At 71.7% G+C, this 26,775-nt stretch carries 24 protein-coding genes and 2 tRNA genes; 16 read left to right on the plus strand and 10 right to left on the minus strand.

The window, feature by feature from the left end; genetic code table 11:
- The first annotated feature begins 154 nt into the window (after positions 1 to 154).
- From ACIBAG_RS21495 to ACIBAG_RS21525, 7 genes are all read left to right on the plus strand, one after another.
- The gene (locus ACIBAG_RS21495; RefSeq protein ID WP_399107107.1) at positions 155 to 1,108 is read left to right on the plus strand and encodes a phosphatase PAP2 family protein; all 954 of its coding nucleotides are present in this window, start codon (positions 155 to 157) and stop codon (positions 1,106 to 1,108) included.
- A complete protein-coding gene (locus tag ACIBAG_RS21500; protein WP_399107108.1) occupies positions 1,059 to 2,285 on the plus strand; it encodes a hypothetical protein in 1,227 nt (408 codons plus the stop codon). The genes ACIBAG_RS21495 and ACIBAG_RS21500 overlap by 50 nt, the downstream gene beginning before the upstream one ends.
- Positions 2,276 to 3,898, plus strand: coding sequence for a hypothetical protein (locus ACIBAG_RS21505; RefSeq protein ID WP_399107109.1), 1,623 nt, complete (start codon positions 2,276 to 2,278; stop codon positions 3,896 to 3,898). The genes ACIBAG_RS21500 and ACIBAG_RS21505 overlap by 10 nt, the downstream gene beginning before the upstream one ends.
- Positions 3,895 to 5,229, plus strand: a complete 1,335-nt coding sequence (locus ACIBAG_RS21510) for an AAA domain-containing protein (protein ID WP_399107110.1) — start codon at positions 3,895 to 3,897, stop codon at positions 5,227 to 5,229. The genes ACIBAG_RS21505 and ACIBAG_RS21510 overlap by 4 nt, the downstream gene beginning before the upstream one ends.
- A gap of 346 nt (positions 5,230 to 5,575) precedes the next feature.
- On the plus strand, positions 5,576 to 5,941 hold the full coding sequence (locus ACIBAG_RS21515) for a hypothetical protein (RefSeq protein ID WP_399107111.1): 366 nt from the start codon (positions 5,576 to 5,578) through the stop codon (positions 5,939 to 5,941).
- Positions 5,942 to 6,053: 112 nt separating this feature from the next.
- A complete protein-coding gene (locus ACIBAG_RS21520) occupies positions 6,054 to 6,794 on the plus strand; it encodes a bifunctional DNA primase/polymerase (RefSeq protein WP_399107112.1) in 741 nt (246 codons plus the stop codon).
- Positions 6,785 to 6,858 (plus strand) — tRNA-Lys (locus tag ACIBAG_RS21525). Before ACIBAG_RS21520 ends, ACIBAG_RS21525 begins: the two co-directional genes overlap by 10 nt.
- A gap of 151 nt (positions 6,859 to 7,009) precedes the next feature.
- Here ACIBAG_RS21525 and ACIBAG_RS21530 read toward each other — a convergent pair.
- On the minus strand, positions 7,010 to 8,425 hold the full coding sequence (locus ACIBAG_RS21530) for a M6 family metalloprotease domain-containing protein (protein WP_399107113.1): 1,416 nt from the start codon (positions 8,423 to 8,425) through the stop codon (positions 7,010 to 7,012).
- A 346-nt stretch (positions 8,426 to 8,771) separates the two neighbouring features.
- Between ACIBAG_RS21530 and ACIBAG_RS21535 the strand changes: the two genes are divergently transcribed.
- A complete protein-coding gene (locus tag ACIBAG_RS21535) occupies positions 8,772 to 10,592 on the plus strand; it encodes a putative bifunctional diguanylate cyclase/phosphodiesterase (protein ID WP_399107114.1) in 1,821 nt (606 codons plus the stop codon).
- A 27-nt stretch (positions 10,593 to 10,619) separates the two neighbouring features.
- Here the strand turns inward: ACIBAG_RS21535 and ACIBAG_RS21540 are convergent, their stop codons facing one another.
- The 3 genes from ACIBAG_RS21540 to ACIBAG_RS21550 form a co-directional block, all read right to left on the minus strand.
- Positions 10,620 to 11,726: an LLM class flavin-dependent oxidoreductase gene (locus ACIBAG_RS21540; RefSeq protein WP_399107115.1), complete on the minus strand. Its 1,107-nt coding sequence runs from the start codon at positions 11,724 to 11,726 to the stop codon at positions 10,620 to 10,622.
- Between the two features lie 148 nt (positions 11,727 to 11,874).
- The gene (locus tag ACIBAG_RS21545; protein WP_399107116.1) at positions 11,875 to 12,606 is read right to left on the minus strand and encodes a decarboxylase; all 732 of its coding nucleotides are present in this window, start codon (positions 12,604 to 12,606) and stop codon (positions 11,875 to 11,877) included.
- On the minus strand, positions 12,603 to 13,442 hold the full coding sequence (locus ACIBAG_RS21550) for a decarboxylase (RefSeq protein ID WP_399107362.1): 840 nt from the start codon (positions 13,440 to 13,442) through the stop codon (positions 12,603 to 12,605). Before ACIBAG_RS21550 ends, ACIBAG_RS21545 begins: the two co-directional genes overlap by 4 nt.
- 295 nt (positions 13,443 to 13,737) lie before the next feature.
- On the opposite strand from ACIBAG_RS21550, the gene ACIBAG_RS21555 reads away from it, so the two are divergent.
- Positions 13,738 to 14,697 carry a D-2-hydroxyacid dehydrogenase gene (locus tag ACIBAG_RS21555; RefSeq protein WP_399107117.1) on the plus strand — a complete coding sequence of 320 codons (960 nt, stop codon included), beginning with the start codon at positions 13,738 to 13,740 and terminating at the stop codon, positions 14,695 to 14,697.
- 23 nt (positions 14,698 to 14,720) lie between these two features.
- Positions 14,721 to 16,121 (plus strand): amidase, encoded by a 1,401-nt coding sequence (locus ACIBAG_RS21560; protein WP_399107118.1) that lies wholly within the window; start codon positions 14,721 to 14,723, stop codon positions 16,119 to 16,121.
- On the opposite strand, the gene ACIBAG_RS21565 is transcribed toward ACIBAG_RS21560, so the two are convergent.
- The gene (locus ACIBAG_RS21565) at positions 16,102 to 16,596 is read right to left on the minus strand and encodes a DUF3830 family protein (protein ID WP_399107119.1); all 495 of its coding nucleotides are present in this window, start codon (positions 16,594 to 16,596) and stop codon (positions 16,102 to 16,104) included. The two genes, ACIBAG_RS21560 and ACIBAG_RS21565, sit on opposite strands and share 20 nt — an antisense overlap.
- Before the next feature lie 23 nt (positions 16,597 to 16,619).
- On the opposite strand from ACIBAG_RS21565, the gene ehuB reads away from it, so the two are divergent.
- From ehuB to ACIBAG_RS21595, 6 genes are all read left to right on the plus strand, one after another.
- Positions 16,620 to 17,558 (plus strand): ectoine/hydroxyectoine ABC transporter substrate-binding protein EhuB, encoded by a 939-nt coding sequence (ehuB, locus tag ACIBAG_RS21570; protein WP_399107120.1) that lies wholly within the window; start codon positions 16,620 to 16,622, stop codon positions 17,556 to 17,558.
- Positions 17,558 to 18,259: an ectoine/hydroxyectoine ABC transporter permease subunit EhuC gene (gene ehuC, locus ACIBAG_RS21575; RefSeq protein WP_399107121.1), complete on the plus strand. Its 702-nt coding sequence runs from the start codon at positions 17,558 to 17,560 to the stop codon at positions 18,257 to 18,259. The genes ehuB and ehuC overlap by 1 nt, the downstream gene beginning before the upstream one ends.
- A complete protein-coding gene (gene ehuD, locus ACIBAG_RS21580; protein WP_399107122.1) occupies positions 18,256 to 18,906 on the plus strand; it encodes an ectoine/hydroxyectoine ABC transporter permease subunit EhuD in 651 nt (216 codons plus the stop codon). The genes ehuC and ehuD overlap by 4 nt, the downstream gene beginning before the upstream one ends.
- Positions 18,896 to 19,687, plus strand: coding sequence for an ectoine/hydroxyectoine ABC transporter ATP-binding protein EhuA (gene ehuA, locus ACIBAG_RS21585; protein ID WP_399107123.1), 792 nt, complete (start codon positions 18,896 to 18,898; stop codon positions 19,685 to 19,687). The genes ehuD and ehuA overlap by 11 nt, the downstream gene beginning before the upstream one ends.
- A gap of 220 nt (positions 19,688 to 19,907) precedes the next feature.
- Positions 19,908 to 20,666, plus strand: a complete 759-nt coding sequence (locus ACIBAG_RS21590) for an IclR family transcriptional regulator (protein ID WP_399107124.1) — start codon at positions 19,908 to 19,910, stop codon at positions 20,664 to 20,666.
- A gap of 120 nt (positions 20,667 to 20,786) precedes the next feature.
- Positions 20,787 to 20,860: transfer RNA gene (locus tag ACIBAG_RS21595), tRNA-Lys, on the plus strand.
- Here ACIBAG_RS21595 and ACIBAG_RS21600 read toward each other — a convergent pair.
- From ACIBAG_RS21600 to ACIBAG_RS21620, 5 genes are all read right to left on the minus strand, one after another.
- The gene (locus ACIBAG_RS21600) at positions 20,826 to 22,487 is read right to left on the minus strand and encodes an AMP-binding protein (protein ID WP_399107125.1); all 1,662 of its coding nucleotides are present in this window, start codon (positions 22,485 to 22,487) and stop codon (positions 20,826 to 20,828) included. The two genes, ACIBAG_RS21595 and ACIBAG_RS21600, sit on opposite strands and share 35 nt — an antisense overlap.
- Before the next feature lie 64 nt (positions 22,488 to 22,551).
- Positions 22,552 to 23,064 (minus strand): hypothetical protein, encoded by a 513-nt coding sequence (locus tag ACIBAG_RS21605; protein ID WP_399107126.1) that lies wholly within the window; start codon positions 23,062 to 23,064, stop codon positions 22,552 to 22,554.
- Positions 23,065 to 23,160: 96 nt separating this feature from the next.
- A complete protein-coding gene (locus ACIBAG_RS21610) occupies positions 23,161 to 23,766 on the minus strand; it encodes a lytic polysaccharide monooxygenase (RefSeq protein ID WP_399107127.1) in 606 nt (201 codons plus the stop codon).
- 143 nt (positions 23,767 to 23,909) lie between these two features.
- Positions 23,910 to 25,040, minus strand: a complete 1,131-nt coding sequence (locus tag ACIBAG_RS21615) for an SPFH domain-containing protein (RefSeq protein ID WP_399107128.1) — start codon at positions 25,038 to 25,040, stop codon at positions 23,910 to 23,912.
- Positions 25,041 to 25,173: 133 nt separating this feature from the next.
- Positions 25,174 to 26,550: a peptidoglycan-binding protein gene (locus ACIBAG_RS21620; RefSeq protein ID WP_399107129.1), complete on the minus strand. Its 1,377-nt coding sequence runs from the start codon at positions 26,548 to 26,550 to the stop codon at positions 25,174 to 25,176.
- Between the last annotated feature and the right edge of the window lie 225 nt (positions 26,551 to 26,775).

Here is a 26,775-nt window from a genome sequence, read left to right on the forward strand (position 1 = left end):
AACCGCTCCATCATCGCGCACGCTGTCCCGGGGCAACCCGGCGGGCGATCTCTGCGTCTAGAGGGCCGGGGCGCCCGAAGGGGGCGCGCGCATACACCGTAAAGTGGTGCGGCCGGTCGACCGGGCGCCGCGACGAGAAGGGGGAGGCGATCGGATGCCGCACGCCGACATAGCTGGCGTGGAGGCGACGCGGACCCGCCTGCGATGGTGGACCGAGCTGCCGCTGATACTGCTGGTCTACGCCTGCTACTCGGCGGGGCGACTACTCGCCCGGGGCGATGTCAACGGCGCCGTGGACCACGGGCTCGCGATCCTGGACATCGAGAAGGCCCTGTACCTCAACGCGGAGCACCCCCTCAACCGCCTCTTCACCCGCGAGCCATGGCTCGGCGTCCCGGCCGACTTCTGGTACGCGTCGCTGCACTACCTGGTCACGCCCGTGCTGCTGGTCTGGCTCTTCAGATCGCGCACCGTGCACTACCGGGCCGCCCGTACCTGGCTGATGACGTCCACCTTCATCGGTCTGATCGGCTTCACCCTGCTGCCCACCTGCCCGCCCCGGCTGCTCGACGCGAGCCACGGCTTCGTGGACACGATGGCCCACTACAGCTCGTACGGCTGGTGGGGCGGCGAGGCGAGCGCGCCCAAGGGCCTCGGCGGCCTGACCAACCAGTACGCGGCCATGCCGAGCCTGCACGTCGGCTGGGCGCTGTGGTGCGGCGTGATCCTGTGGCGGTACAGCGGCACGCGCCTCGCGAAGGTCGCGGCGATCGCCTACCCCCTGATCACCACGATCGTGGTGATGGGCACCGCCAACCACTACTTCCTCGACGCGGTCGCCGGCGCCGCCGTGATGGGCGTCGGACTGCTGCTGGCGCCGTACGTGACGCGGACCATGGACCGGGCGCGGGCCCAGTTCGGAACGCGGAACGCGACCCCCGTCCCCGTGGGCTCGGGCGACGCGGCTTCCCCCATTGTCAGTGGTGGATGCCAGACTTCCGCGGGTGAGCGAATTCCACGGCAGCGCGAGTCCCGGTTCGGATCCGGAGCCGAGCCGAGTGCCTCTCCCCAGGACGCGGGGGACGGCGCTCCGGCAAAGGCTCGCTGAGCTGCGCGGTCCCGACGTACCGGCCAAGGCGCTGGACGCACGCGCCCTGGCCGCACTCGCCGCCAACCCCGGCTGCAGGCGGCGCGCGATCCTGGACGGCGCCGGGGTGAACAAGGCGGCGCTGGCGAGCGCGCTGGGCTCGCCGTCGGTCTTCGGGCAGTCGCAGTTCGCCTTCACGCGCGGGAACGCCTTCGAGGCCAAGGTCAAGGCGGACGGCGGCGCGGAGCTGCTGCGCCTGGTGCACGAGAAGCTGGACCGCGCCGCCGAACCGCCCGCCCACGCGCGCGTGCCCGAACTCACCGCGTCGGGCCCCGAGGGCCGCACGGCCCGTACCGCACTGGCGCTGCGCGAGGCCGCCGAGGCCCGTGGCGAGTGGACCCTGCTCGACCACCCGATGCTCGCGCTGGACGTCGCCGGCTCGCCCGCCTTCCTGGAGCCGGACGCGGTGGTCGTGCACCCGGACGGCAGCTGGACGGTCGTGGAGATCAAGTCCTTCCCGATGCTGGACGGTTCGGCGGATCCGGCGAAGGTCGGCGCCGCGGCTCGTCAGGCGGCGGTGTACGTCCTGGCGCTGGAGCGGATCGCCGCCCGGCTCGGCGCGGAGCCGGAGGGACGTGCCCCGGACGGCGCCCCCGCGCCGCGCGTGCGCCACCGCGTCCTCCTCGTCTGCCCCAAGGACTTCTCGAACCTCCCCACCGCCTCCGCCGTCGACATCCGCAAGCAGCGCGCGGTGACCGCCCGCCAGCTGGCCCGCCTCACCCGCATCGAGGAGATCGCCGACACGCTCCCCGACGGCACCTGCTTCTCCCCCGACCTGCCCGCCGCCGACCTCACGGCCCACGTCGAGTCGGTCCCGGCGACGTACGCGCCCGAGTGCCTGTCCGCCTGCGAGCTCGCCTTCCACTGCCGGGCCCGCTCCCGCGCGTCCGGCGCGGTGACATCGCTCGGCCGTTCGGTGCGGGCCGAACTGGGCGGCCTGACCACGGTCGAGGACGTCCTGTCGGCGGCGCGCGGCGAGACCGGCGACCCGGACGACCCGGCGGTGGCGGCCCTGCGCAGGGCGGCACGCCTGCGCGCGGAGGCCCTCGGCCACCGAGCTCACGAACCCCAGGCCGCCGGCCACGGACCTCACGAACCCCATGCCTTCGGTCAGGAGGCGGTGGTCCCGTGTCGCTGATCGCCACCCTCGCGCGCCTCGAAGCCGTCAGCACCGGCCGCGCCCAGCCCGCCGCCACCGTCCGCCACCGGCACCTGTCCGACCGCCCGCTGGTCTTCGTGCCCCTCACCACCGCCGGTGAGGCCGGCGCCCCGCTCGGCGCGCTGGTCGGCACGGACCGGGACGCCCCGCACCTGCTCGTCGTACCGCAGCCGCGCGACCGGGACCTCAGGTTCGCGTTCCTGGCCGAGCTGGCGAACGTCGTCCTGCCGTACATCGACGCCCACGCCGATGTCGTGGAGGCCGCCGAGCGCAGCGAGACCGACCCCGGGACCGGCAAGCGGGTCAAGGTCGAGGTCGAACTGTGCGCGGACGCCCCGCAGTTGATCGTGCCGAGCCGCGCGGGCGTCGACTACGTACGGCTCCTCGGCCGCTCCATGCGCTTCAGGCGTACGGCGGAACAGGACCCGGAGACGCCCTACCCCGCGCCCCCGCGCGTGCCGCTGCTCGGCCGCTGGCTGACCCACTTCGGCGAGCGGGCCCGCGTGCCCGGCTCGTCACTGCTGCTCGCCATGACGGACGTACTGTCCCGGCACTGGGCGACCGGCCAGTCCACCCTGGAGGACCAGCACCTCGGCGCGCTGCTGGCGTGGATCGCTCCGCCGCAGGGCGAGACCGGCGCCGAGGCGGCGCTGCGGGCGGAGCTCGCGCGGGACCGGGAGGGCCAGTTGCTGTGCCCGCCGGCCGGTCCCGCCACCGACCCGGCGTTCGACAACAAGCTGCTCGCCCCCGCCATCGAGCGCTACGACCGCGCGCGTACGGCCCTCGCCGCCGCCGAGGACGGTCTGGAGGCCGACGACCGGCTCGGTGACCTCGCCGCCGCCGAGCGGGAGATCCGCGCCCTCGTCGAGAGCCGGACCCGCCCCACTTGGGACGCCGTGTGGCACGGCCTCGACCTGCTGCGCTCCCGCCTGCCCGAGGCCGGTCAGCACGTCGAGGAGCGGTGGACCCGCGATCGCTGGTCGTTCACCGGCCACCGCGACCGCGTCCTCGCCGGCGAGCCGCCGCAGCCGCGCCGCGACGACGCCGTCACCGCGGCCAACAAGCTCGCCGCGCGCGAGCGCGAACAGGCCCGTCTGGAGGCGCAGGAGGCGCTCGACGACCCGCTGGTGATGGCGGGGCGGAGGCTGGCCGGGGAGGCGTTCGCGGGCGAGGTCACCGAGGTCGTGATGGCGTACAGCGAGGGCAAGCGGCCGAGCCCGCGCCCGCTGGTCACCGTCCGCACCGACGACCGGCCGCAGCTGGGCGAGCGGGCCAAGGTGTACCGGTCGCTGGGCGGGAAGCCGCAGTCGGCGGAGTTCGTCGGCTACGAGGAGGCCCTCGCCGAGGACGGCAAGGACGGCGGCGTGCTGCTCGTGCTGCGGGTGCTGGACAAGATGGGCCGCGGCAAGGAACCGGAGGTGGGATCCGTGCCGGAGAAGGGTGACCGGGTCTGCTTCACGCTGTTCGAGCACGAGCAGCGGGGCGGCGCGAAGCTGCCCGACCCGGAGGAGACGCCGTGGACGCACGGCGGGCCGCCCGGGGAGCAGGTGTCCGAGGCCGCCGATCCGCTGACCGAGGAGGACGTCCTGTGACCGCCGTGTTCGACCCGGGCGCGGCGGCGGCCGAGGCCACCGCCGCGATCCTCGCCGACACCCTGCACGGCACCACGCGCGGAGTCGTCGTCGACTCCCCGCCCGGCGCCGGCAAGTCCACGCTCGTCGTCCGCGCGGCCCTGGAACTCGCCGATGCCGGACGCCCGTTGATGATCGTCGCGCAGACCAACGCCCAGGTCGACGATCTGGTGCTGCGGCTCGCCGAGAAGAGCCCCGAGCTGCCGGTGGGCCGTCTGCACAGCAGCGACGCAGACCCGTACGACAAGGCGCTGGACGACCTGCCGAACGTACGCAAGTCGGCGAAGGCGGGTGACCTCGGCGGCCTCGCGGTCGTCATCTCCACGGCGGCCAAGTGGGGGCACGTCAAGGTCGACGAGCCCTGGGGGCACGCGATCGTCGACGAGGCGTACCAGATGCGCTCGGACTCGCTGCTCGCCGTGGCCGGCCTGTTCGAGCGGGCGCTGTTCGTGGGCGACCCCGGTCAGCTCGACCCGTTCGCGACCGTGGGCAGCGAGCAGTGGGCGGGCCTGTCGTACGACCCGTCGGCGTCCGCCGTCACCACTCTCCTGGCCCACAACCCGGACCTTCCCCAGCACCGCCTGCCGGTCTCCTGGCGCCTCCCGGCGTCCGCCGCGCCGCTCATCTCCGACGCCTTCTACCCCTACACGCCCTTCCGCAGCGGCACCGGGCACGACGACCGCCGGCTCGCCTTCGCGGTCCCGTCGGACGGCTCGGGGCCCGATCGGGTGATCGACGAGGCGGCCGAGTCGGGCTGGGGCCTGCTGGAGCTGCCCGCCCGGCACACACCGCGCACGGACCCGGAGGCGGTGCGGGCGGTCGCGACGGTCGTACGGCGCCTCCTGGACCGGGACGGCGCGACGACGTCGGAGCGCTCGGCCGAGGCCGCGCCCCTCACCCCCGACCGGATCGCGGTCGGCACGGCGCACCGGGACCAGGCGGCGGCGGTCCGGGCGGCGCTGGCCGAGCTGGCCGTCACGGACGTCACGGTAGACACCGCGAACCGCCTCCAGGGCCGCGAGTACGACGTGACGGTCGTCCTCCACCCCCTCTCCGGCCGCCCCGACGCCACCGCGTTCCACCTGGAAACGGGCCGCCTGTGCGTCCTCGCCTCCCGCCACCGCCACGCGTGCATCGTGGTGTGCCGGGCCGGCGTGAGCGACCTGCTGGACGACTATCCGTCGACGGAGCCGGTGCAGCTGGGAACGCTGGTGAAGTTTCCTGATGGCTGGGAGGCGAACCACGCGGTGCTGGCACGGCTCGCGGAACATCAGGTGCGGTGGCAGCCCTGAACCGACCGCACACACCCACCCGCGACCGACGCCCCCCGCCGGACGGAGTCCGGCACGCCGCCGCAGGCGGCCGACAAACACAGCCCTGATGGCTGGGAGGCGAACCACGCGGTGCTGGCACGGCTCGCGGAACATCAGGTGCGGTGGCAGCCCTGAACCGACCGCACACACCCACCCGCGACCGACGACAACACCGCCGGGTGCCGGTGGCGGCCCGGTTGATCCGAGGCGCATTGGCCCGCGTCATAGGCCTACTTGCGCGGGCGCGGGACAATGGACGGTGGACCGGTCCACAGGGGATCGCCGATGTCGCACGAGATCGGTGACGTACGTAGGAGGAGAACGCATGGCGGAGCCCACGCCGCGCAGGAACGAACCGCGGCTACGCCCCGCGCCCTTGCTCTTCGAGCCCGCGCAGGTGGCCGCCGACCCGGAGCACTTCTTCGACCTGGAGTCGATCGACGACCCCCGGGTGCTGCTGGCGCGGGCGACCGAGCTGACGCAGGCCTTCCGTGCCGCGACGGACCGTGCGATGGAGTTCCAGGCCATCGCGGCGGCCCAGCTCTCGGACCCCCGGCGGTTCGACCGGCTGACGCCCGCCGACATCGCCGCACAGGCCGAGTGGACCGAGGACTACGCCAAGAAGATGGTGGAGTTCGGCCGGGATCTGATGCGGGGAGTCGAGGGGCCGGGGCACGTCGATCCGGTGTGAGCAATCCCACGGCATATGCCAGGCGGGCAAGATACCCGCTCCTCCCGCCCCCTGTCCGGCTTTTCGGCAACCCTCGGAAACCGACCCCTCACCGTCGGTAGATGTAGGTGTCATGAGCCTCACACGGGACGACCTCTTCGCCAACTTCTCCTCCAGCCCTTCCTACACCTCATCCTCCAGCCCTTCCCCCGGCCCTTCCTCCACCTCATCCTCCAGCCCTTCCCCCGGCCCCTCCTCCAGTTCCTCCTTCAACCTCTTCTCAGATCACTCCGACGCCCCCCTCGACAGCTCCGAAGTCACCGGCGTCACCCCCGACGGAGCCGCCTGGCTAGCCTCGGCAGGAACGTATCCCCGCAGCATGCTCGCCCTCTGGGCGGAACGCCCGCAGGCCCCGGTTGTCCTGCCCTGCGGCTCCGTATTCGACGTGGTCAGCACCCCCGCGGTCTTCGGCCGCCGCATGCTCGACCGGCTGTGGGACGAGGGCCCGGGGGCAGGCCCCGTGGCCGCCTTCCGGGGGCGGATCCTGCTGTTCGCCGCCCCGGGCACCGCCCAGCGGCTGCCCTCACTGCTGCGCTGGGAGGAGTTCGGCCGCACGGACGGCATCCCGCCCCTCCTCTGCCACGGCTCCGGCGACGCGGTGACCGTCCCGGCGCCGGCGGACACCTACGCGGCGTCCCCGACGACCTCCGGAACCCGCTGGCTGGTCGCCCCGGACAGCCGTAACCCCTGGTTACCGGGCCCGGAGGTACTGCTCTGGGCGGCCGTGCGGGCGGCTCGCGCGGCCGTTCGGATTTCGATTTTTCCCCACGCCGACCAGGGTGCTAAGGTCTACGACGTCAGCAGGCGCCGCTAGCTCAGTTGGTTAGAGCAGCTGACTCTTAATCAGCGGGTCCGGGGTTCGAGTCCCTGGCGGCGCACAGACAGTGAAAGCCCCTCGCGGAAGCGAGGGGCTTTTCGCATGCCCCCGGCGTGCACCCGTCACTACTCGTGTACGCCTGCATCCATCCCGTACGCCCGGCACTACCCGGCGCATTCCCGCCGACCGCGCCCTCCGGCCCCGCGCGGGCGCTACCCCGTCGCGCGCGCCCGCGGTCCCATCGGCGCGATCTTCACCGTCCACGCCCCCGAAGCCGTGCGCCCTTCCACCTCCACTCGCACACCCTCCTCCGGCACCGTGAAACTCTCGCCCAGCCCGACCGGCGCGTCCGCGAGCGGCGGATACACCGACTCCTCCCAGCAGGCCTCGGTGCGCGGGTGGGCGTCGATCACCTCGACCGGGCCGCCGCCGGACTCGGTCTGGCTGCGCACCCGGTACACCAGCACGCCGTGCCGGCAGGCGCGCGCGTCGTTGCCCACAGGGCCGCGCACCTCGAAGGCGAGGGCGCTCTCGGGGCCGGTGCGGACGACGGCGAGTTTGATGCCGTTGCCCAGCCCGAAGCCCGGGACGGTGCCGAGCGCGCCCGGCGCGCCGGGCGCCGCCCCGAACGAGCCGTGCTCGCCGGGGGCTCCGGCGGCTCCCGCCCGCACCGGGGCGCCTGGCCCGGCCGCCAGCGGCTCCAGCGTCAGCCGCGCCCCCGCGGCCCGCGCCCCCTGCACACACACCACCTGCCGCGGCTCCAGCCACCCGAGCTTCCACTTGTGCCAGCCGAACAGATCGGGGGCCATCCCGAACTGGCTGCCCATCAGGTCCCAGTCGCCGACGTAGGTGTCCCAGTCGCCCTTGCCGTCCATCGGGCGGTGGTAGAGGTCGGGCAGGTCGAAGACATGGCCGGTCTCGTGGGCGAGGACCAGCCGGTCCGGCGGATGGTTCTCGAACACCGTGACGACACGCCGGATGTCCGTGCCGTCGGCGCGCAGCGGGGTGTCCAGGTTGACGACCTTCGTGGCGTCCGAGTCGACGCCGGGCGCGTCGGGGTCGGCGACGAAGTAGACGATGTCGTAGCGGGAGAAGTCCACCTGCCGGTCCGCCACGGCGAGGGCGTCCCGCAGATACGCGGCCCGGTCGTCCACGTTCCAGTCGCGCTGTATGGCGTACGCGGTCGACGGCCGCGGCATCCGGAGCCAGTTGCGCAGTGGGTGCGGGCGCAGGGTGAATCTGCCGTAGGAGGCGCGTTCGAAGAAGTGGGTGGTGGCCGGGAAGTGGTCGGCCGCCAGTTCGGCGGGTGTCGTCCGCGGGGCCGCGTCCGGGAAGGACAGGAAGACCATGACCGCATCGAGCTTGCGGTTCGGGCGCGGATAGGCGGTGTTCCAGGTGTTCAGTCCCTCGGAGTGGTGCGCCTCGGTGCGTTCCAGGGCACAGGCCGCCGTGTCGAACGGTTCGGCGACCGAGGGGCCGGCGACCAGGGAGGTCGCGGCGAGCGCCGACATCGTGGTGAACAGGGCGGCGGCAGTGCGCAGTCGGGGCCATTCCCACAGCCGACCCGTTCCGGGGAGCAGGGGGAACTGACGCGGCACGTGGACCTCCGGGAGCGGTTCGCGGGACACCGCTCCCAGCCTCAGTCAGATTGTCGTACTACGTCCTGTTTGCCTGCACCGTACGGGTGAGGGGGCCCGGGAGATCAGCAGAACCGACACCCCCGAATCGCTCACGGAACGTCACAACCGGTCGAGTGCCCCAACAAGCTGTCCAGTCGCGGGCAGAAACGATCTGTCGGATGAGCGGGCCGCGTGGGAACACTGAACAGTAGGTGGAAGGGCCCGGGGCCAGCCTCTATGATCGGCACACTTTCCAACACTTTCCTGCACGGACACGGCCCGGCGGCCGACCGCCCCCCGGCCGGCCATTCCGATGAGACCCATCCGAAGATCGAGTGCACTGCGGGAGCGAGCGGTGAGCGGAACGTCCGAAGGGCCGACGCCCGCGGCAGACCTCATCGGGTTGGCCGTCACAGAGAGTAACTCAGAGCCATCGCCCGGTACCTGGGCGCCCCCCTACTCCGCCGCCTTCTCCGCCGCGCCCCTGGGGATGGCCGTGGTCGATCGGGAGGGCCTGGTCGTCGGCGCCAACCCCGCCCTCGCCGACCTGCTCGGCACGCCACCAGGCGAACTGGCCGGTTCCGTCGCCGCCGACCTGGTGGACCTGGCCTCGGACGCCCGTACCTGGCACGCGTACCTCGAGGTACTGCGCGGCCGCCAGGCCCGGCTGCGCTGCACACGCCGCCTCAAACACCCGGACGGGCACTCCCTGTGGGCCCAGATCACGGTCGCGCCGCTGCCCGGTGAGGAGCGCGGCGGCGTCCTGCTCTCCGTCGCCGACGTCAGCGGACACCGCGAACTCCAGGCCCGGCTGCGGCACTTGCAGATGCACGACCCGGTGACCCGGCTGCCCAACCGCACCCTGTTCTTCGAGCGCCTGTCGGCCGCCCTGGAGGCGGAGTCGTACGAGGAGAGCGGCACCACCGGCCGAATCGGCCTGTGTTACCTGGACCTTGACGGCTTCAAGGCGATCAACGACACGCTGGGCCACCGGGTCGGCGACGGCCTGCTGGCCGCCGTGGCCGAACGGCTCACGCGCTGCGCCGAGGAGGCCGGATACGCCAGATCGAGCCCGCCCCTGGTGGCCCGGCTCGGCGGCGACGAGTTCGCCCTGCTCGTGGAGGACTCGACCGGAACCGAGCAACTGGCCGACCTCGCCGAGTCGGTGCTGGAGGCCCTGCGGGCCCCCTTCGACCTCTCCGGCCGGCGCCTGTCGGTGTCGGCCTCGATCGGCGTGGTGGAACGCCAGGCGTCCGGCACCACCCCCAACGCCCTGATGCAGGCCGCCGACACGACGCTGTACTGGGCGAAGGCCGACGGCAAGGATCGCTGGACGCTCTTCGACCCCGAACGCAACGCCCACCTCATCACCCGCCAGGCCCTCGCCGCCACTCTCCGCCCGGCCATCGAGCGGGGTGAGTTCGCCCTGGAGTACCAGCCGTTGGTGAGCATGGAGGACGGCCGGCTGCGCGGGGTCGAGGCGCTTGTCCGCTGGAATCATCCTCAGTTCGGCGTACTGGCGCCGAATCGGTTCATCGGACTGGCGGAGGAGGACGGCTCGATCGTTCCCCTCGGCCGCTGGATCCTGGCGACCGCCTGCCGGCAGGCCCGCGCCTGGCAGCTGACGCACCCCGACGAGCCGCCGATCTTCGTCAGCGTGAACGTGGCGGTCCGGCAGGTCTGGGACTCCGACCTGGTGGCGGACGTGGCCCGCATCCTCGACGAGACGGAACTCGCACCGCACCTGCTCCAGTTGGAGCTCACCGAATCGGCGGTGATGGGCTCGGCGGGAAGACCCCTCCAAGACCTCCAGGCCCTCAGCGACATGGGCGTACGCATCGCCATCGACGACTTCGGCACCGGCTACTCGAACCTGGCCTACCTCAGCCGGCTGCCGGTCTCGGTCCTGAAGCTGGACGGTTCCTTCGTACGGGGCTTCCAGTACGAGAGCGACAACAGCGCGGCCGTCCCGCCGAACCCGGCCGACGAGGTCGTGGTCGAGGCGATGATCCAGCTGGCCCACCGGCTGGGTCTGACGGTCACCGCGGAGTGCGTGGAGACGCTGGCGCAGGCCTCGCGGCTGCGCCGGATCGGCTGCGACACCGGCCAGGGGTGGCTGTACTCGCGGCCGGTGCCGCCGGATCGTATCTCCGAGTTGCTCGGGGTGCGGGTGTGAGGGTGTCCGGGTGAGCGGGTGTGACGGTCAGGAGGCCTTCGGCAACCCGTAGGCGTCCGCGATGAGTTCGTACGAACGCAGGCGCACGTCCATGCCGGGCGCGTTGCCCGTGATCATCAACTCGTCGGCGCCGGTGCGCTTCTGGAGGTCGTCCAGGCCGGCGCGGACCTCGTCGGGGGTGCCGTGGACCACGTTGGCGTTCCAGGAGTCGGCGAACTCGCGCTCCAGCGGGGTGAACTCGTAGGCCTCGGCCTCCTCGGGGGTGGGGATGAGGCCGGGGCGGCCGGTGCGCAGGCGGATCATGCTGAGGGCGGCGGCCTTGATCTGGCGGCGGGCCTCTTTCTCGTCGTCGGTGGCGAGGGCGGAGACGCCGATGAGGGCGTACGGCTCGTCGAGGACGGCGGAGGGCTGGAAGGACTCCCGGTACAGGTCCAGGGCCGGGATGGTGTTCCGCGCCGAGAAGTGGTGCGCGAAGGCGAAGGGCAGACCGAGGACCGCGGCGAGGCGGGCGCTGAAGCCGGAGGACCCGAGCAGCCAGATCGGCGGGCGGTGCGGGGACTGGACGCCGCCGGGTGAGGTCGCCTGGATCGGGCCGGGGACGGCGTGGATACGGCGGTAGGGGTGGCCGTCCGGGAAGTCGTCGTCGAGGAACTGGGTGAGCTCGGCGAGCTGCTCGGGGAAGTCGTCGGCGCCCTCGTTGAGGTGATCGGTGCGGCGGAGGGCGGCCGCCGTGGCGCCGTCCGTGCCGGGGGCGCGGCCGAGGCCGAGGTCGATACGGCCGGGGGCCAGGGCCTCCAGGGTGCCGAACTGTTCCGCGATGACGAGCGGGGCGTGGTTGGGGAGCATGACGCCGCCGGAGCCGAGGCGGATGCGGGTCGTGTGGGCGGCGAGGTGGGCGAGGATCACGGCGGGGGAGGACGATGCCACGCCCGGCATGGAGTGGTGTTCTGCGACCCAGTAGCGGTGGAAGCCGCGGGACTCCGCGAGGCGGGCGAGGTCGACGCTGGTACGGAGGGCGTCGGTGGCGGTGCGGCCGGAGCTGACCGTGACCAGGTCCAGTACGGAGAGGGGGACGGGGGCGGCGCCGTGCGCTGTGCCCCGGATCTCGTGGGACTGGGGTTCGTCTGCCGCCACGTGTGCCTCCTGCGGTGATGCCGTGTGCTGTCCTGCCCGGCGTTAACAGGAGGGTGGCTCCGGTTTATTCCCGGTGGTGTTTCCTCGCCCCCGCCGCCCCTACCCGTCCCATCCCCAGGGGCGCTGCCCCTTCGAGGCGGGGCAGGCCCTACACCTGCACGATCGGCTCCCTCGTGAACAGCGCCCCCAGTTCCGGCGCGTTCACCCGTCGGTCCGTCAGCCTCAGGGCCTCCCAGACCGTGACCTGGTTGGCGGTGAGGACCGGCTTGGACAGGGCCTGTTCCAGGGCCGTCAGGTGCGAGGCGGTGTGCAGGGCCGTGTCAGGGAGGAGGATCGCCTCCGCGTCGGGGCGGTCCGCCTCCCGCGCGAGGGCGAACACCTCGGCCTCGCCCCAGCTCCCGACCTCCGCCGCCGTGATGATCCCGGAACCGGTGACCGCCACCACCTCCACGCCCGCCGCACGCAGGAAGTCCGCGAAGAGCTCCGCCACGTCGTCGGGGTACGTCGCCCCGATCGCCACCCGCCGCACCCCGAGCTCGCGCACCGCGTGCACGAAGGCGAAGGACGTCGACGACGCCGGCATGCCCGCCGTCACGGCGAGGGTGCGCACCTGCTCATGGGCGCCCTCCCAGCCGTAGACGAAACTGCCCGACGTGCACGCCCACACCACCGCCTCGGCGCCCGTCAGCCGCAGCGCCTCCACCCCCGCCGCGAGCCGCTCGGCCGAACCCATCCGGCGCAGCGCGTCCACCCGGTGGGCGTCCTCACCGATGTCGGTGTGCACCACGTCGACCCGGATGTCGCTGGCGAGCAGCTGCTCGATGCGTGGGTAGTCGTCCTCCGCGGAGTGGCCCGGGTAGAGGAATCCCAGTGCGGTCATGTCGGCCCTTCCTGCTGCTGTTCTTCGCCCGGCACGTTCGGCAGTGCTTCCGGCAGTGCTCCGGGAAGCACGGGACCGCTGCCCGCCGCCGGATCGATCCGTGCCGCCGGATCGATCAGCGCCTGGTACGGCCCCACCGCTCGGGTACCCAGCCGACGCAGCGCCGCCCACATCGTGACCTGGTTGGCCGAGAGCACCGGGATGCGCAGTTCGGCCTCCAGTTGGGGGATCACGTCGTAGGTGGGGAGGTTGGTGCAGCTGATGAACAGCGCGTCGGTGGCGCCCCGCACCGCCCTGCGCGCCATGTCCGCCACATCGCGGTACGGCACCTTCCAGATGTGCCGGGTCAGCCCCATGAACGCGCATCCGGTGACCAGCACCCCCGCCTCGGCCACGTACTCCTCGAGCGCCCGGGTCACCGACACGGTGTACGGCGTCACCAGCGCCACCCGCCGTACGCCCAGCTCGGTCAGCGCCTCCAGCAGCGCGCCGGAGGTGGTGACCGACGGGATCGCGCCCGCCTGCGTCATCGCCTCGCACATCGCCCGCTCGCCCGCGATGCCGCCGACGAAACTGCCGGAGGTGCAGGCGTAGGCGACCACCTCGGGCGCGATCGCGGTCAGGGTGCGGACGCCGTCGCTCAGCGTCTCGTGCTCGCTGACCAGACGGGCCAGGTCCAGGCTGACCTCGACCGGGACGTACGGCGTCCGGGTCAGGTGCAGCGAGACCTCGTCCGGCACCCAGCGCCACAGCTCCCGGTCCAGCGCGAAGTCGAACGGGGCGACGACTCCCACACCGCGCTGCGGGCGGGGTCCGCCCAGGAAGGAGATGTCCATGGCGTCCATGGCACGCACCGCCCTCACTACGAGAAACAGGTGAGCAACGGACCGTACGCACGCCCGTGTTGACGAAGGTAGGTTCGGGTGCGAGCGTGGTCAAACCTCGCATGTCAGACGGCTGTCCCTTCCAGTAAAACTCCGTGGGACGGCATCCGCACACGCCCGGGAAACAGCCGGAGGACCACCCCGGGACCGCCGAGAGCAACCCGAGAATTACCCGAGAACCACCCGCGGAACGCCCGAGGAACACCCCCGCGAAACGACCCTCGCCCACCCCGGAGAAGCGACCCGTATGACCTCTCCCGACGCCCGGCCCACCCTCCTCGTCCTCGACGCCGATCCCCTCCCCCGCCTCGGCCGCCTCACCGGCCGCGCCCGCATCGAGCACGCGGACGAGTCGACCCTCGCCGAGCGGCTGCCGCACGCCGACGTGCTGCTGGTCTGGGACTTCACCTCGCACGCCGTCCGCGACGCCTGGCCCGGCGAGGGTCCGCGGCCGCGCTGGGTGCACACGGCGAGCGCGGGTGTGGACCATCTGATGTGCCCGGAGCTGACCGAGTCCGGCACCGTGGTCACCAACGCGCGCGGGGTCTTCGACCAGCCGATCGCCGAGTACGTGGCCGCGCTGGTGCTGGCGATGGCCAAGGACCTGCCGAGGACCCTGGAATTCCAGCGCGCACGGGAGTGGCGGCACCGCGAGGGGCAGCGGGTGGCGGGCTCGCGCGCGTGCGTGGTCGGGTCCGGGCCCATCGGCCGTACGATCGCCCGCACGCTCAAGGCCCTCGACGTCACCACCGCGCTGGTCGGCCGGGTCCCGCGCACCGGCATCCACGGTCCCGACGACCTCGACCGGCTGATGTCCCGCGCCGACTGGGTGATCGCGGCCGCGCCGCTCACCGAGCAGACGCACGGCATGTTCGACCTGCGCCGCTTCGGCGTGATGCAGCCCTGCGCCCGGTTCATCAACGTCGGGCGCGGGCAGCTTGTGGTGGAGGACGCCCTGGCCGAAGCGCTCACCAAGCGCTGGATCGCGGGCGCCGCCCTCGACGTCTTCGAGCACGAGCCCCTCACCCCCGACAGCCCGCTGTGGGGTCTGCCGGGGCTGATCGTCTCGCCGCACATGAGCGGGGACACCGTCGGCTGGCGCGATCAACTCGGTGCGCAGTTCGTGGAGTTGTACGAGCGGTGGGAGGCGGGCAGACCGCTGCTGAACGTGGTCGACAAACAGCGCGGGTACGTACCCGGACGCTGAGGTCTACGGCTGGAGGGCGACGCATGACGGATCTCACCGAACTGACCGCCGTACAACTCCTCGACGGCTACCGGGCAGGCGAGTTCAGCCCTGTCGACGCCACCCGTGCCGCCCTGGAGCGGGCCGAGCGGATCCAGCCGGAGGTCAACGCCTTCGTACGGCTCACCGCCGACGAGGCGCTCGCGCGGGCGGGCGAGTCGGCCGACCGGTGGCGGCGCGGCGAACCGGCCGGCCTGCTGGACGGCGTCCCGGTCACCGTCAAGGACATCCTGCTGATGCGCGGCGCGCCGACCCTCAGGGGCTCGAAAGCCATTGCCGAGAAGGGGAACTGGGACGAGGACGCCCCCTCCGTTGCCCGGCTGCGCGCGCACGGCGCCGTCTTCCTCGGCAAGACCACGACGCCCGAGTTCGGCTGGAAGGGCGTCACCGACTCGCCCCTGTCGGGCGTCACCCGCAACCCGTACGACCCGACCCGCACCGCGGGCGGCTCCAGCGGCGGCGCGGCGGCGGCCGTGGCGCTCGGCGCGGGACCGCTCGCCCTCGGCACGGACGGCGGCGGCAGTGTCCGTATCCCGGCGGCCTTCTGCGGCGTCTTCGGCCTGAAACCTACGTACGGCCGGGTCCCGCTGTACCCCGCGAGCGCCTTCGGCACCCTGGCCCATGTCGGCCCGATGACCCGCGACGCGGCCGACGCGGCACTGCTCCTCGACGTCATCGGCACGCCCGACTCCCGCGACTGGTCGGCGCTACCGCCCGCGCCGGGCTCCTTCGTCACGGCCCTGCCGGGTGGCGTGCACGGCCTGCGCGTCGCCTACTCGCCCTCCCTCGGCGGCCAGGTGGCGGTACGCCCGGCGGTCGCGGCGGCCGTACGGCGGGCGGTGGAGCGGCTGGCGGGGCTGGGGGCGTACGTCGAGGAGACCGACCCCGACTTCACCGACCCGGTGGACGCCTTCCACACCCTGTGGTTCGCCGGGGCGGCCCGGGTGACCCAGCATCTCGGTCCGCACCAGCGGGAGTTGCTCGACCCGGGTCTGCGGGAGATCTGCGGCGTGGGCGCCCGTCTCTCCGCGCTCGACTATCTGGCCGCGGTCGACACCCGCATGGAGCTCGGCCGCCGTATGGGCCGCTTCCACGACACCTACGACCTCCTGGTCACCCCGGCCCTCCCGATCACCGCGTTCGAGGCGGGCGCGGAAGTCCCCAAGGGCTCGGGGTACCGCAGGTGGACGGGCTGGACCCCGTTCACCTACCCGTTCAACCTCACCCAGCAGCCGGCCGCCTCCGTCCCCGTCGGCACGGACGGCGACGGTCTGCCGATCGGTCTGCAGCTCGTGGCCGCCCGGCACCGGGACGGGCTGGTGCTGCGGGCGGCGCACGCGCTGTACGAGGCCGGAATCGCCGGGCTCACACCCTCCGGAAGCTGAGCGTCTCCCCCGACGCCCCGGACCGCCACAGGTCGTTGCAGCCCTCGGCCATCTGCTCCAGCCCTTCCACCACCTGGCCCCAGACGATGCCGGGCACCCAGCCCACATCGCCGTTCAGCAGCAGGTTGTTGCGCTCGTAGAACAGGGCCAGGTCGACCACTGTCGTGCCGGGTCGGACCTCGCGGTCGTAGCCGTAGGACTTGGTGCCCAGTTCCGTGCCCGCGAAGGAGAAATAGCAGAGATCTCCCGGGATGGGGGTGACTGTCGGGTTCTCCAGCGGCGGCTCCGACGGGGCGAAGGGCGGGAAGAGGGCGTAGATCTCGTTACGGGCGTATTTGGCGTGATAGACGTCGCCGGTCAGGGGCAGGGCGTCCCAGACGGCCGCGCAGGTGAGCGGGGCGCGGTCGTCCAGGAGTTCGGCCGTGCAGTGGATTCCCCGCTTGACCAGTGACACCTCGATGAACCGATCTGTCATGTGTTCCAGGGTGCATACATCGCATGGTCTCGGGTAGCCGCGCCGCCATGGCTCCACCTAATGGGAACGACAGAAGCACACCTGGGACCACGCGCCGGTCGCTGCTCGCGGGGGTGGCGGCGCTCGGTGCGCTGGGAGCGGCCGGCTGCACACGTGTGGCGACGGCATCGACCGAGGACGGCGGCGAGCTGCTCGACCGGCTGAAGGCGGCGGGCGTCGTACGGCTGGGCATCGCCGGGGAGATCCCCTTCGGCTACATCGACAAGAACGGCGAACTCACCGGCGAGGCACCGGAATTGGCCAAGGTCATCTTCAAACGGCTGGGCGTCGACAAGGTCCAGCCGGTGCCGACCGAGTTCGGATCCCTGATACCCGGGCTGAAATCCCAGCAGTTCGATGTCGTCGCGGCCGGGATGTACGTCAATCCCGAGCGCTGTGAGCAGGTCATCTTCTCCGACCCCGACTACCAGATGCTCGACTCCTTCATCGTCAGGAAGGGCAACCCCAAGGGGCTGCACGACTACAAGGACGTCGTCGAGAAGGGGGCCAAGTTCGCCACCGGCACCGGCTATGCCGAGATCCAGTACGCCGTGGAGGCGGGGTACAAGGAGAGCGACATCCTCATCGTGCCGGACCAGGTCGCGGGGCTGAACGCCGTCGAGGCGGGACGCGTGGACGTCTTCGCCGGTACGGCGCTGACCACCCGTGAGGTGGTGAAGAAGTCGGCCAAGGCGGAGGCCACCAAGGCCTTCGCGCCCCTCGTCGGCGGCAAACCGCACGTCGACGGCGGCGCCTTCGCCTTCCGGCCGACCGAGACGAAGCTGCGGGACGCCTTCAACGTCGAGCTGCACAAGCTGAAGAAGAGCGGCGAACTGTTCCGCATCCTCAAGCCCTTCGGCTTCACCGAGGCCGAGATGACCGACCTCACCGCGAAGGAGCTGTGCGCAGGGGGGACGGGCTGATGACCTCAGGACTCTGGGAACTCGTGCTCAAGGGGGTCTGGACCACCGTCCAGCTCCTCGTCCTCAGCGCGCTGCTGGCCGCGGCCGTGTCCTTCGTGGTCGGGATCGCACGGACCCATCGACTGTGGATCGTCCGCTTCCTGGCGGGCTTCTACACCGAGGTGTTCCGCGGGACCTCCGCCCTCGTCATGATCTTCTGGGTGTTCTTCGTGCTGCCCCCGGCGTTCGGCTGGCAGTTGGTGCCCCTGTGGGCGGGCACGCTGGCGCTCGGGCTGACCTACGGGGCGTACGGCTCGGAGATCGTGCGCGGTGCGCTCGGCGCCGTCGACCCGGCGCAGAAGGAGGGCGGGATCGCGCTCAGCTTCACGCCCTGGCAGCGGATGCGGCTGATCCTGCTGCCGCAGGCGGTGCCGGAGATGATCCCGCCGTTCTCCAACCTGCTGATCGAGCTGCTCAAGGGCACCGCCCTGGTGTCGATCATGGGCATGGGCGACCTCGCCTTCAGCGGCAACCTGGTGCGGCTGGCACTGCAGGAGAGCGCGGAGATCTACACGTACATCCTGCTCATCTACTTCGTGATCGCCTTCGCTCTCACCCGGGTCATGCGCGGGCTGGAGAAGAAGCTGAAGGCGGGGGTCGGGAAGGTGCCGGAGCGCAAGACCGTGGCGCCTGAGCCGGTCGTGATCGAGGGGGTCCGATGAACTGGGACTGGAACGCGGTCTCCGAATTCATGCCGCACTTCTGGGACGGTCTGCTGGTCACCCTGCAGGCTCTGGTCCTCGGCTCGCTGATCTCGTTCGTGCTCGGCCTGGTGTGGGCGCTGCTGATGCGGGTGCCGAGCCGGTGGGTGACCTGGCCGGTCGGCGTGGTGACCGAGTTCGTGCGGAACACCCCGCTGCTGGTGCAGCTGTTCTTCCTGTTCTACGTGCTGCCCGAGTGGGGCCTGACCTTCTCTGCGCTGACCACCGGTGTCTTCGCGATCGGCCTGCACTACTCGACGTACATGATGCAGGTCTACCGCGCCGGCATCGAGGCGGTGCCCGTCGGCCAGTGGGAGGCCGCGACGGCGCTGAACCTGCCGGTTGCCAGGACCTGGCGGGTGGTGATCCTGCCGCAGGCGATCCGCCGGGTCGTGCCCGCGCTCGGCAACTACGTGATCGCGATGCTCAAGGACACGCCGATGCTGATGGCGATCACCGTCCTCGACATGCTCGGCCAGGCACGGCTGTTCTCGCAGCAGAACTTCCAGTTCACCGAGCCCCTGACCGTGATCGGCGTGGCCTTCATCCTCATCTCCTACCTGGCCTCCCTCCTCCTGCGAGCCCTGGAGCGACGTCTTGTCCACTGACATCCAGCACAACCCCGAGAAGAACCCCGCCGACAACCGCCCGGGCGGCGAGCTGATCAGACTCGAGCAGGTCACCAAGCGGTTCGGCGACAACACCGTCCTCGACCGGCTGGACTTCTCCGTCGAGGCCGGCAAGCACGTCACGCTGATCGGGCCGTCCGGATCGGGCAAGACGACGATCCTGCGGCTGCTGATGACGCTGACCAAGCCGGACGAGGGCCGGATCACCGTGGACGGGGAGCAGCTGTTTCCCGCCACCGAGAAGCAGATCCGTGAGGTCCGCAAGAAGATCGGGATGGTGTTCCAGCAGTTCAACCTGTTCCCGAACATGTCGGTCCTGCGGAACATCACGGAGGCCCCGGTCACCGTCCTCGGTCTGCCGAAGGACGAGGCGCAGGCGCGCGCCCGGGAACTGCTCGACCTGGTGGGTCTGGCCGACAAGTGCGACGCCTACCCGTCCCAGCTGTCCGGCGGGCAGCAGCAGCGGGTGGCGATCGCGCGGGCGCTGGCCATGCGGCCCAAGGTGCTGCTGCTCGACGAGGTGACGTCCGCGCTGGACCCGGAGCTGGTCGCGGGCGTCCTCGACCTGCTGCGGGACATCGCCCGCACCACCGACATCACCATGCTCTGTGTGACCCACGAGATGAATTTCGCCCGGGACATCTCGGACCAGGTCCTGATGTTCGACTCCGGCCGGGTCATCGAAGCCGGCTCCGCGGAGAAGATCTTCAACGACCCCGAGAACGACCGGACCCGGGAGTTTCTCAGCGCTGTGCTGTGACGTCGGCCACGGTCCCGGTCGCCGGAGCGTGTCCAAGGCATATGCCAATGGGCTATCACCGCAGTTGAGGGCACCGGAATCTCGTCAACAACCGCTCACTACAAGCCGCTTGGCGGTTATCGTGGAGGGGATTGGCTGACCGGAATCCGGCCCCACCCGAAGAGCATCCGACGAGTATCCGAAGAGCTCGGAAGAGCGACGTGCGACCGCAGGGGGAACCGTGGCGCTGCAGCACGAGCCGACGACGCCGTACCACTCGGCTCAGGACGCCCTGCGCGTCCTGGAGACCGTGGCACGGCACAGCACCGGAATCACCGACGCCGAGCTCGCCCGGCACACCCGCATCGGCCCGGAGCGCCTGACCAGCCTCCTGCGGATGCTGCGCCGGGAGGGCTACGTCGAGCAGGTCGCCGACGGGGCGTACGTCACCGGCGACGCCCTGAACCGTCTCGGTTCCGCGCGGGGCCGCGAGCAGGCCCTGCGCGAGAACCTCCAGCGGACCCTGGACCGGCTGCGCGACTCGGTCGGCGCCGCCGTCTACATCAGCCGGTACGTCGACGGCGAGATCAAGATCGACCAGTACGCCGCCGGTCCGACCATGCCCGTGGTCAACGAGTGGGTCGACTTCCGCTTCTCCGCCCATGCCACCGCGATCGGCAAGAGCCTGCTGGGCCAGCTCGACCACAACGGCCGGCGCGACCACCTCTCCCGGCACAAGATGGCCCGCCTCACCTCGCGCACGATCACCAGCGACAAGGTGCTGCTCTCCCGCCTGGAGTCCCAGCCACCGACGGTCCCCCACCTCGACCTCCAGGAGTACGCGGTGGGCACGGTGTGCGCGGCCGTCCCGATCACGGCCGGGTCGTCGGTGGGCTGCCTGGCCCTCTCCCTCCCGGTCGAGCACGCCCACCGCCTGAAGCAGGCGGCGGACACGCTGAACCGGAACGCGGCGCCGGTGCTGCTGTCGCTGGCGATCTAGGACCGGCGGCCACGCGCGACGGAGGTCACCGGCCAGGCACGAGGGTGGTCAGAAGCACCCCCGCGGACCAGGTAGTATTTTCTTTGTCGCCAGCCACCGAGAGGTGGGGGCGAGGGTCATGCGCCGCTAGCTCAGTTGGTTAGAGCAGCTGACTCTTAATCAGCGGGTCCGGGGTTCGAGTCCCTGGCGGCGCACTTCCGAAGGGTCTCTCGTGGGAGCGAGGGGCCCTTCGACGTACGTCAGGACATCCTCCCCGGCCATCCTCCGGTACGCCCGCTCCCCGTCCGGCCGCCACCACACCGGGTCGGCACACCGCAGCCCCTCGCGCCTGAGCCCCGCCCGATGGATCTTGTTCGTGGCGGTCACCGGCATCCGCTCCACCACCCGCACGAACCGGGGAGCCATCTTCGTCCCGAGATCGGGCTGGGCGAGCAGGAACCCGGCGAAGCCGTCCGGATCGAACTCCCCCGCGATCGTCGCCATGACCTGGTCCCCGGTCACCGGATCCGGCACCGCGTACACGGCGACGGCGACCGCGCCCTCGTACCGGGCGAGGATGTTCTCGATCATCGCGGCGGACAGGTTCTCGCCGTCCACCCGGAGCCGGTCGTCGGCGCGCCCCGCGAAGTACAGATAGCCGTCGGCGTCCCGGCAGAACAGGTCCCCCGTCCAGTACCAGCCCTCCCGCCGCCGCTCCGCCTCCGCCTCCGGGTTGCGCCAGTACCCCTCGAAGGGGTTCGGCCCCCGGTTGACCAGCTCCCCGATGGCTTCATCCCCGTTGACCAGCCGCCCCGCCGCATCGAAGACCGCGGGCGGACACTCCTCGCACGTCTCCGGATCGAGTACGACGAGCCCGGGCGCCGCCCGCCCGACGGCCCCCGGCGGCGTCCCCGGCGACCACTGCACAGCGGCCCCGCCCTCGGAGGACCCGTACCCCTCCACCAACGGCACCCCGAACCGCCGCTCGAAGGCGGCCGCGTCCACGGCGCCCGCCTCGGTGCCGAAGCCGAGCCGCAGCGCATGGTCCCGGTCGTCGGGGCGCGGCTCGGTGGCGAGGAGGTACTGGATCGCGCGGCCGACGTAGGTGAAGTACGTCGCCCGGTACCGCCGTACGTCCGCCAGGAACCCGGACGCCGAGAACCGCCGCCGCAGCGCCACCCCGGCACCGGCCGCGAGGGCGGGCGCCCAGTCGGCGATGACCGCGTTGCCGTGGAACATCGGCATGCAGATGTAGTGCACGTCGTCGGGGCGGACACCGAACTGGCCGGCCAGGGAGCGCCCGGCCGCCGCCAGCCTGCCCTGGGTGCAGATCGCGGCCTTGGGGGCGCCGGTCGAACCGGAGGTGAAGTAGAGCAGGAGACGGTCGTTCGGAGTGGCGTGGGAGGGATCGGGACGGGCGTCGGCGTACGGCGCGAGCAGGGCGTCGTATTCCTCGGTGCCGGTCAACAGCAGGCGCACGCCGGGAAGTTCGAGGCCGTCGAGCAACGGCAGCCGCGCCCGCTCGGTGATCAGGATCCGGCACTCCGTGTGCAGGATGTCACGGGCGAGTTCGGGGCCCCGGCGGGTGGGGTTGATGCCGGCGACGGCGGCTCGGGCGAGGGACGCCGCGCTCAACCACAGCGGGTACTCGGGGGTGTTGTCCAGGAGCACACCGATGTGCGAGCGGGGCGGCATCAGGTCGGCCAGCAGCGCCGCCCGGGCCGCGGCGCCCGCCGCCACCTGGTCATGGGTGAGCGTCCGCCCCTCGAACCACAGTCCCGGCCGGTGGTCGCCCCACCGCGCCGCCACGAGCTCCGCGACCGTAGGCCTGTTGGACTCCATGGCGGGGCACGGTAGCTGATGGCGCGTCAGATGTAGAGGGTCACGGAGGGTTGGACGTGGAGGGTCACGGGGTCATCGTCACGCCGTCGACGACGACGGTGTCGACGGTGTCACCGGTCTCCTCACCGAAGCCGAATTCCGCCGTCTGGTGGAACGTGACCATGAAGGTGACACAGATCGCCGCGACCACGCCGAGGAAGGCAAGGGGGAAGACGGTGGAGGCCGCCAGCCTGGCGCGGCGCGGGGGCTTGGCCGTGGCGACCACGTTCCGGCCCTCGGTGTAGTGGACGGTGACGATGTCACCCTCGACCGTCGTCGCCGGACCGTCCTCCTCCTCGAAGCGGACGACGCGGCCGTCGCGCGCGGTGAACTCGTATACATGGTGGAGGGTGGTGCTCACGGAAGTGTCGCCGCTGCCGCCATGGGTCGTCGTGAACATCCGCAGACAGCGGGCCTCGGCCGTCAACCCGCTGTTCCAGGCACTGCGGACCTGCAGCGAGCGGCGCACCACGCGGTACGCGCCGAACAGGACGACGGCCAGGATGAAGCCGGGCACGACGTAGAACATGAGGTCCATTGCACTTCCCCCGAGGTCAGGTACTGCTGGTCGTGGGGTACCTACCCCGGGGGAAGCGCGCTTGTCTCAAGTAACGCTCAGAGATCCGCGGCCGGATCAGAACGTGACGTCCGAGCACGCGTAGAACGCGTTGCCCGTGTCGGCGATCGTCCACACCGCGAGGATGACGTGGTGACCGCTCAGCCCGGACGGCAGGGTGCCGCTGTGGGAGAGCGTGGCCGGCGGCCGCTGCCCGTTGTACGGGATCGTCAGGAACGGGGTGAGGTTGAGGTCGGAGCGGGCCAGGTTGTGGTTCTGGTTCCAGCCCGGCTTGGTGACGTAGTACTTGAAGTCGGTCGTGGCGTGCATCGCCGTGAACTGCCAGCGGAAGGTGTAGCTCTGGCCGCCCGTCACCCTGGTGGTGGGCCAGGCGGCGCCGGACGGCGTCCTCGGCGCGCTGAGCTGGGCGAATTGACCCAGCCCGGCGTTGCAGATCTGCCCGTCGGCCGGGCCTGCGCCCGGGAAGCCCTTCGGGCCTTCCACACTCTGCGGCTCCCACTGGATGGGGCCGCAGTTGCTCACGGTGCCGTTCTGGCAGAGCTTCTGCCGGCTGATGGGGAGGTCGGTGTAGCCGTGGCTGCTCGCGCCTCCGGTCGAGAGCACGAGGGCCCCGGCCGTGGTGAGTCCGAGTGCGGCGGCGTACCACTTGGCCTTTCTGCGCATGCTGCTGCTCCTGGGAACGTGGGGGAGGTTCAGTGAGCTTGCAGGTCTAGACCAAGTCTCAGATTATTGCTGACCGTTGAACATGTCCATACCAATCGAGGAACATGTTCGACGGGCCGTCAGAGCGCGCGTCAGGGGAGGCTTCAGGAGGTGCTCTCGCCGTGTCCCACGCAGAACGCCACCGTCAAGTCCTTGACCAGCGCCTTGCGTTCGTAGTCGTCCAGTTCGACCAGGCCCCGCAGCGTCAGCTGGGTCACCGTGTCCTCCACCGAGTCGACGACCGAGGTGAGCACGGTCGCCCGGTTCTGCGCGTCCAGCGCGGCGATACGGCGGCGGTGCATGGCGGCGGCGACCTCGGGCGCGTACTCCACCCGCACCGGCCGCACCGCGAACACCTCCAGCCCGACCGCCTCCGCGTCCCGCACCACCAACCGGGTCAGGGTGTCCGCGGCCGCCTCCACTGAACCCCGCGCGGCACCCGGCACCTCCACCGGCACCCGGGCCAGCGCGGCCTCGACGCACTCGCGCAGATATGTCTCGTGGTCCTCCAATCCGAGCGTCGCCCGCGCCGTGTCCTTCACCCGCCACACCACCTGGACGACGGTCCGCAGCGCGACCCCGTTGCCGTCCGCCGCCGGCATCTCCTCACTGCGCCAGTGCCGCAGCCGTACGTCGACCCGGCGCCGCAGCGTCAGCGGGTTGACCCACATCAAGCCGGTGCGCCGGACCGTCCCCCGGTAGCGGCCGAACAGTTGGAGCACCCAGGCCCGCCCGGTCCGCCCCCGCGCCAGCCCGCCGAACCCGAAGAGCCCCAGCGCCCCCGCCCCCGTGTACGCCGCCCACTGCGCCGGCCCCAGCCCCGCCCCCGCGGACGCCGGCAGCCACAGCGCCTCCACCGCGGGCGGCGGCAGCACCCCGGCCCACCACGAGGTGGCCAGGCACCCGGCCACCCCACAGGCTCCCGCGAGCACGCCCGCCGCCCCGGGCAGCACCCGCGCGGGCCGCTCCACCAGATCGGGGTCGACCTCGGCCAGGGGGTGCGGCTTCTCCAGCATCGGGCGGCGCAGGCGCGGCTGCTCCCCCGTGCCCTGCCGGCGCGCCACGACCGTCGGCCTGAGCGGCACGGACACCGGGTCCGGACCGTCGCGGAACAGCAGGTGGACGGGGATCTCGGTGGTCGTCTCGTTGTGGATCAGCCGCGCGGGACGGGCGGGCCCCTCGGCCGGCTCCGCGAGCCCCTCGGGCTCGGGAGTGTGAGAAGTGGTCGTGCTCATGCGTTGCCTCCAGCCTCCGCGCCAGATGCGTCACAGGAAGGTCGTACAGCCGTCGGTGCGCCCGGAACTCCCGGCAGCCCGCGGCCCCTGCAGCCCTCGCAGCCCCTGACGTCCTCGCAGCCAGGCGAGCCCGCTACGAGAACAACCGCCGCCATGTCTCCGGCCCCGGATAGCCGTCCGCCGCGCCGCCCCGCCAGCCCTGGGCACGCTGGAAGGCCTCGACGCCACGCCGGTCCGCTTCGCCCCAGCGCGGTCCGGGCCCGCTCTTGTAGTGCCTGCCGAATCCCTTCTTCACCAGCTGTCCGCCGAGCTGGGCGACGTACTCGTTGCGCGCGCCCGGCCGGAACATCGCCCGCCCCGGATACCCCGGCACCCCGTGCGACGCCGACTCCCCGTGCGACGCCGACTCCGCGTGCGACGCCGGCTCCGCGACCGCCGGAGCACCGGCGCCGCCCGGCCCGGCCGACGTCGCCGCCGGGATGTCCTTGCCCTTTCCCGTCACCAGCAGCGTCCAGGTCCGCGCGCCCGGCAGCCCGTCCGCGTCCCGGCCCCGCCAGCCCTGCGCCAGCTGGAAGGCCTGGGTGGCCCTGCGGTCGGCGTCGGTCCAGCGGGGGCCGGGGCCGTCGGGGTAGAACCGGCCGGCGCCGCGCTCGACGAGCATGCGGCCCAGCCGGGCGACGTGCTTGTTGTTGGCCCCGGGACCGAAGTACGCCCGCCCCGGATACGGCACCGCGTGCTCGGCGCCGCCCGGTTCGGCGGTGTCCGGTTCCGCACCCGTCGCGCCGCTCGCCAGTCCCTTGTAGCGGTAGGCCAGGTAGCGGTCGGAGTGGTTCCAGTAGGCGTACGGGGTGACCAGCCGGCGGGCGTGGGGGCGGGTCGACTCGTAGGCGACGTAGTAGGTGCGCGTGTAGTCGGTCCAGCCGCCGAAAATGACGACGTGCGAGCCTTGCTCGGGGTCATCCGGATTGTGGAACAGCAGAATATCGCCGGGTTGCAGATTCTCCCCGGTGATTCGCACGCCGTACTGGTCGAGGCTGCCGGTCCATTCGTTTCCGGGCAGGTTCCAGGCCATGGAGACGAAGCCGGAGCAGTCCTGCCGGTATCCGTCGGACCAGTACTCGGACATGCTGTACGGCACCCTCGCCGCGACCCATTTCTTGGCTCGCCTGATGATCTCGGCCCGGGTGGTCGTGGGCGTCTTCACATGGCCCGGCTTCGCCGGCTGCCCGCCCGGGCCGTGCAGCGGGGCCTTGCCGCCCTGGGGCGAGGCGGGCTCGTCACCTGCGGGAAGGTCCGGCCGGTCAGCGGGGTGGGGGGCGGCGACGGCCGGGGCCGGGTGGCCGACGGCGAGGGTGGCGGAGGCGGCTGCGGCGACGATCAGCGCCCGGCCGGCCGCCGGGTGGCGGGCGGTCGTGGAATGCGGCAGAACGCGTCGCCAGTGAACGCATCCGGGGCAGTCGCAGTCACTCGCCGGATCGAATTCCTCGAATACCGGAGCCCGAGTCTCCATGCGATTCCCCTCACACTCCAGATGGAAATGTCCGCGGCTGTACACACCGTCAGTTTCACAACTGACGTCTAAACGCGCATGTTGATGGTCCGAATGGTTTACGGCCTCCTTGGCCGCCCCCGGCCGCCCCGGCCCGTGGTCAGGAGCACCCCCACAGGTCATGTAGAGTTAACGCCGTCAGCACGCGCCGCTAGCTCAGTTGGTTAGAGCAGCTGACTCTTAATC

Source organism: Streptomyces sp. NPDC051243, from assembly GCF_044455405.1.
Lineage (GTDB): Bacteria > Actinomycetota > Actinomycetes > Streptomycetales > Streptomycetaceae > Streptomyces.

Bases quoted from the DNA above. Each gene is read 5' to 3' on its own strand.
- ACIBAG_RS21495 (WP_399107107.1), top strand. From the start codon at position 155: ATGCCGCACGCCGACATAGCTGGCGTGGAGGCGACGCGGACCCGCCTG.
- ACIBAG_RS21515 (WP_399107111.1), top strand. From the start codon at position 5,576: ATGGCGGAGCCCACGCCGCGCAGGAACGAACCGCGGCTACGCCCCGCG.
- ACIBAG_RS21520 (WP_399107112.1), top strand. From the start codon at position 6,054: ATGAGCCTCACACGGGACGACCTCTTCGCCAACTTCTCCTCCAGCCCT.
- ACIBAG_RS21545 (WP_399107116.1), bottom strand. From the start codon at position 12,606: ATGACCGCACTGGGATTCCTCTACCCGGGCCACTCCGCGGAGGACGAC.
- ACIBAG_RS21550 (WP_399107362.1), bottom strand. From the start codon at position 13,442: ATGGACATCTCCTTCCTGGGCGGACCCCGCCCGCAGCGCGGTGTGGGA.
- ACIBAG_RS21555 (WP_399107117.1), top strand. From the start codon at position 13,738: ATGACCTCTCCCGACGCCCGGCCCACCCTCCTCGTCCTCGACGCCGAT.
- ACIBAG_RS21560 (WP_399107118.1), top strand. From the start codon at position 14,721: ATGACGGATCTCACCGAACTGACCGCCGTACAACTCCTCGACGGCTAC.
- ACIBAG_RS21565 (WP_399107119.1), bottom strand. From the start codon at position 16,596: ATGACAGATCGGTTCATCGAGGTGTCACTGGTCAAGCGGGGAATCCAC.
- ehuB (WP_399107120.1), top strand. From the start codon at position 16,620: ATGGTCTCGGGTAGCCGCGCCGCCATGGCTCCACCTAATGGGAACGAC.
- ehuC (WP_399107121.1), top strand. From the start codon at position 17,558: ATGACCTCAGGACTCTGGGAACTCGTGCTCAAGGGGGTCTGGACCACC.
- ehuD (WP_399107122.1), top strand. From the start codon at position 18,256: ATGAACTGGGACTGGAACGCGGTCTCCGAATTCATGCCGCACTTCTGG.
- ACIBAG_RS21600 (WP_399107125.1), bottom strand. From the start codon at position 22,487: ATGGAGTCCAACAGGCCTACGGTCGCGGAGCTCGTGGCGGCGCGGTGG.
- ACIBAG_RS21605 (WP_399107126.1), bottom strand. From the start codon at position 23,064: ATGGACCTCATGTTCTACGTCGTGCCCGGCTTCATCCTGGCCGTCGTC.
- ACIBAG_RS21610 (WP_399107127.1), bottom strand. From the start codon at position 23,766: ATGCGCAGAAAGGCCAAGTGGTACGCCGCCGCACTCGGACTCACCACG.
- ACIBAG_RS21615 (WP_399107128.1), bottom strand. From the start codon at position 25,040: ATGAGCACGACCACTTCTCACACTCCCGAGCCCGAGGGGCTCGCGGAG.
- ACIBAG_RS21620 (WP_399107129.1), bottom strand. From the start codon at position 26,550: ATGGAGACTCGGGCTCCGGTATTCGAGGAATTCGATCCGGCGAGTGAC.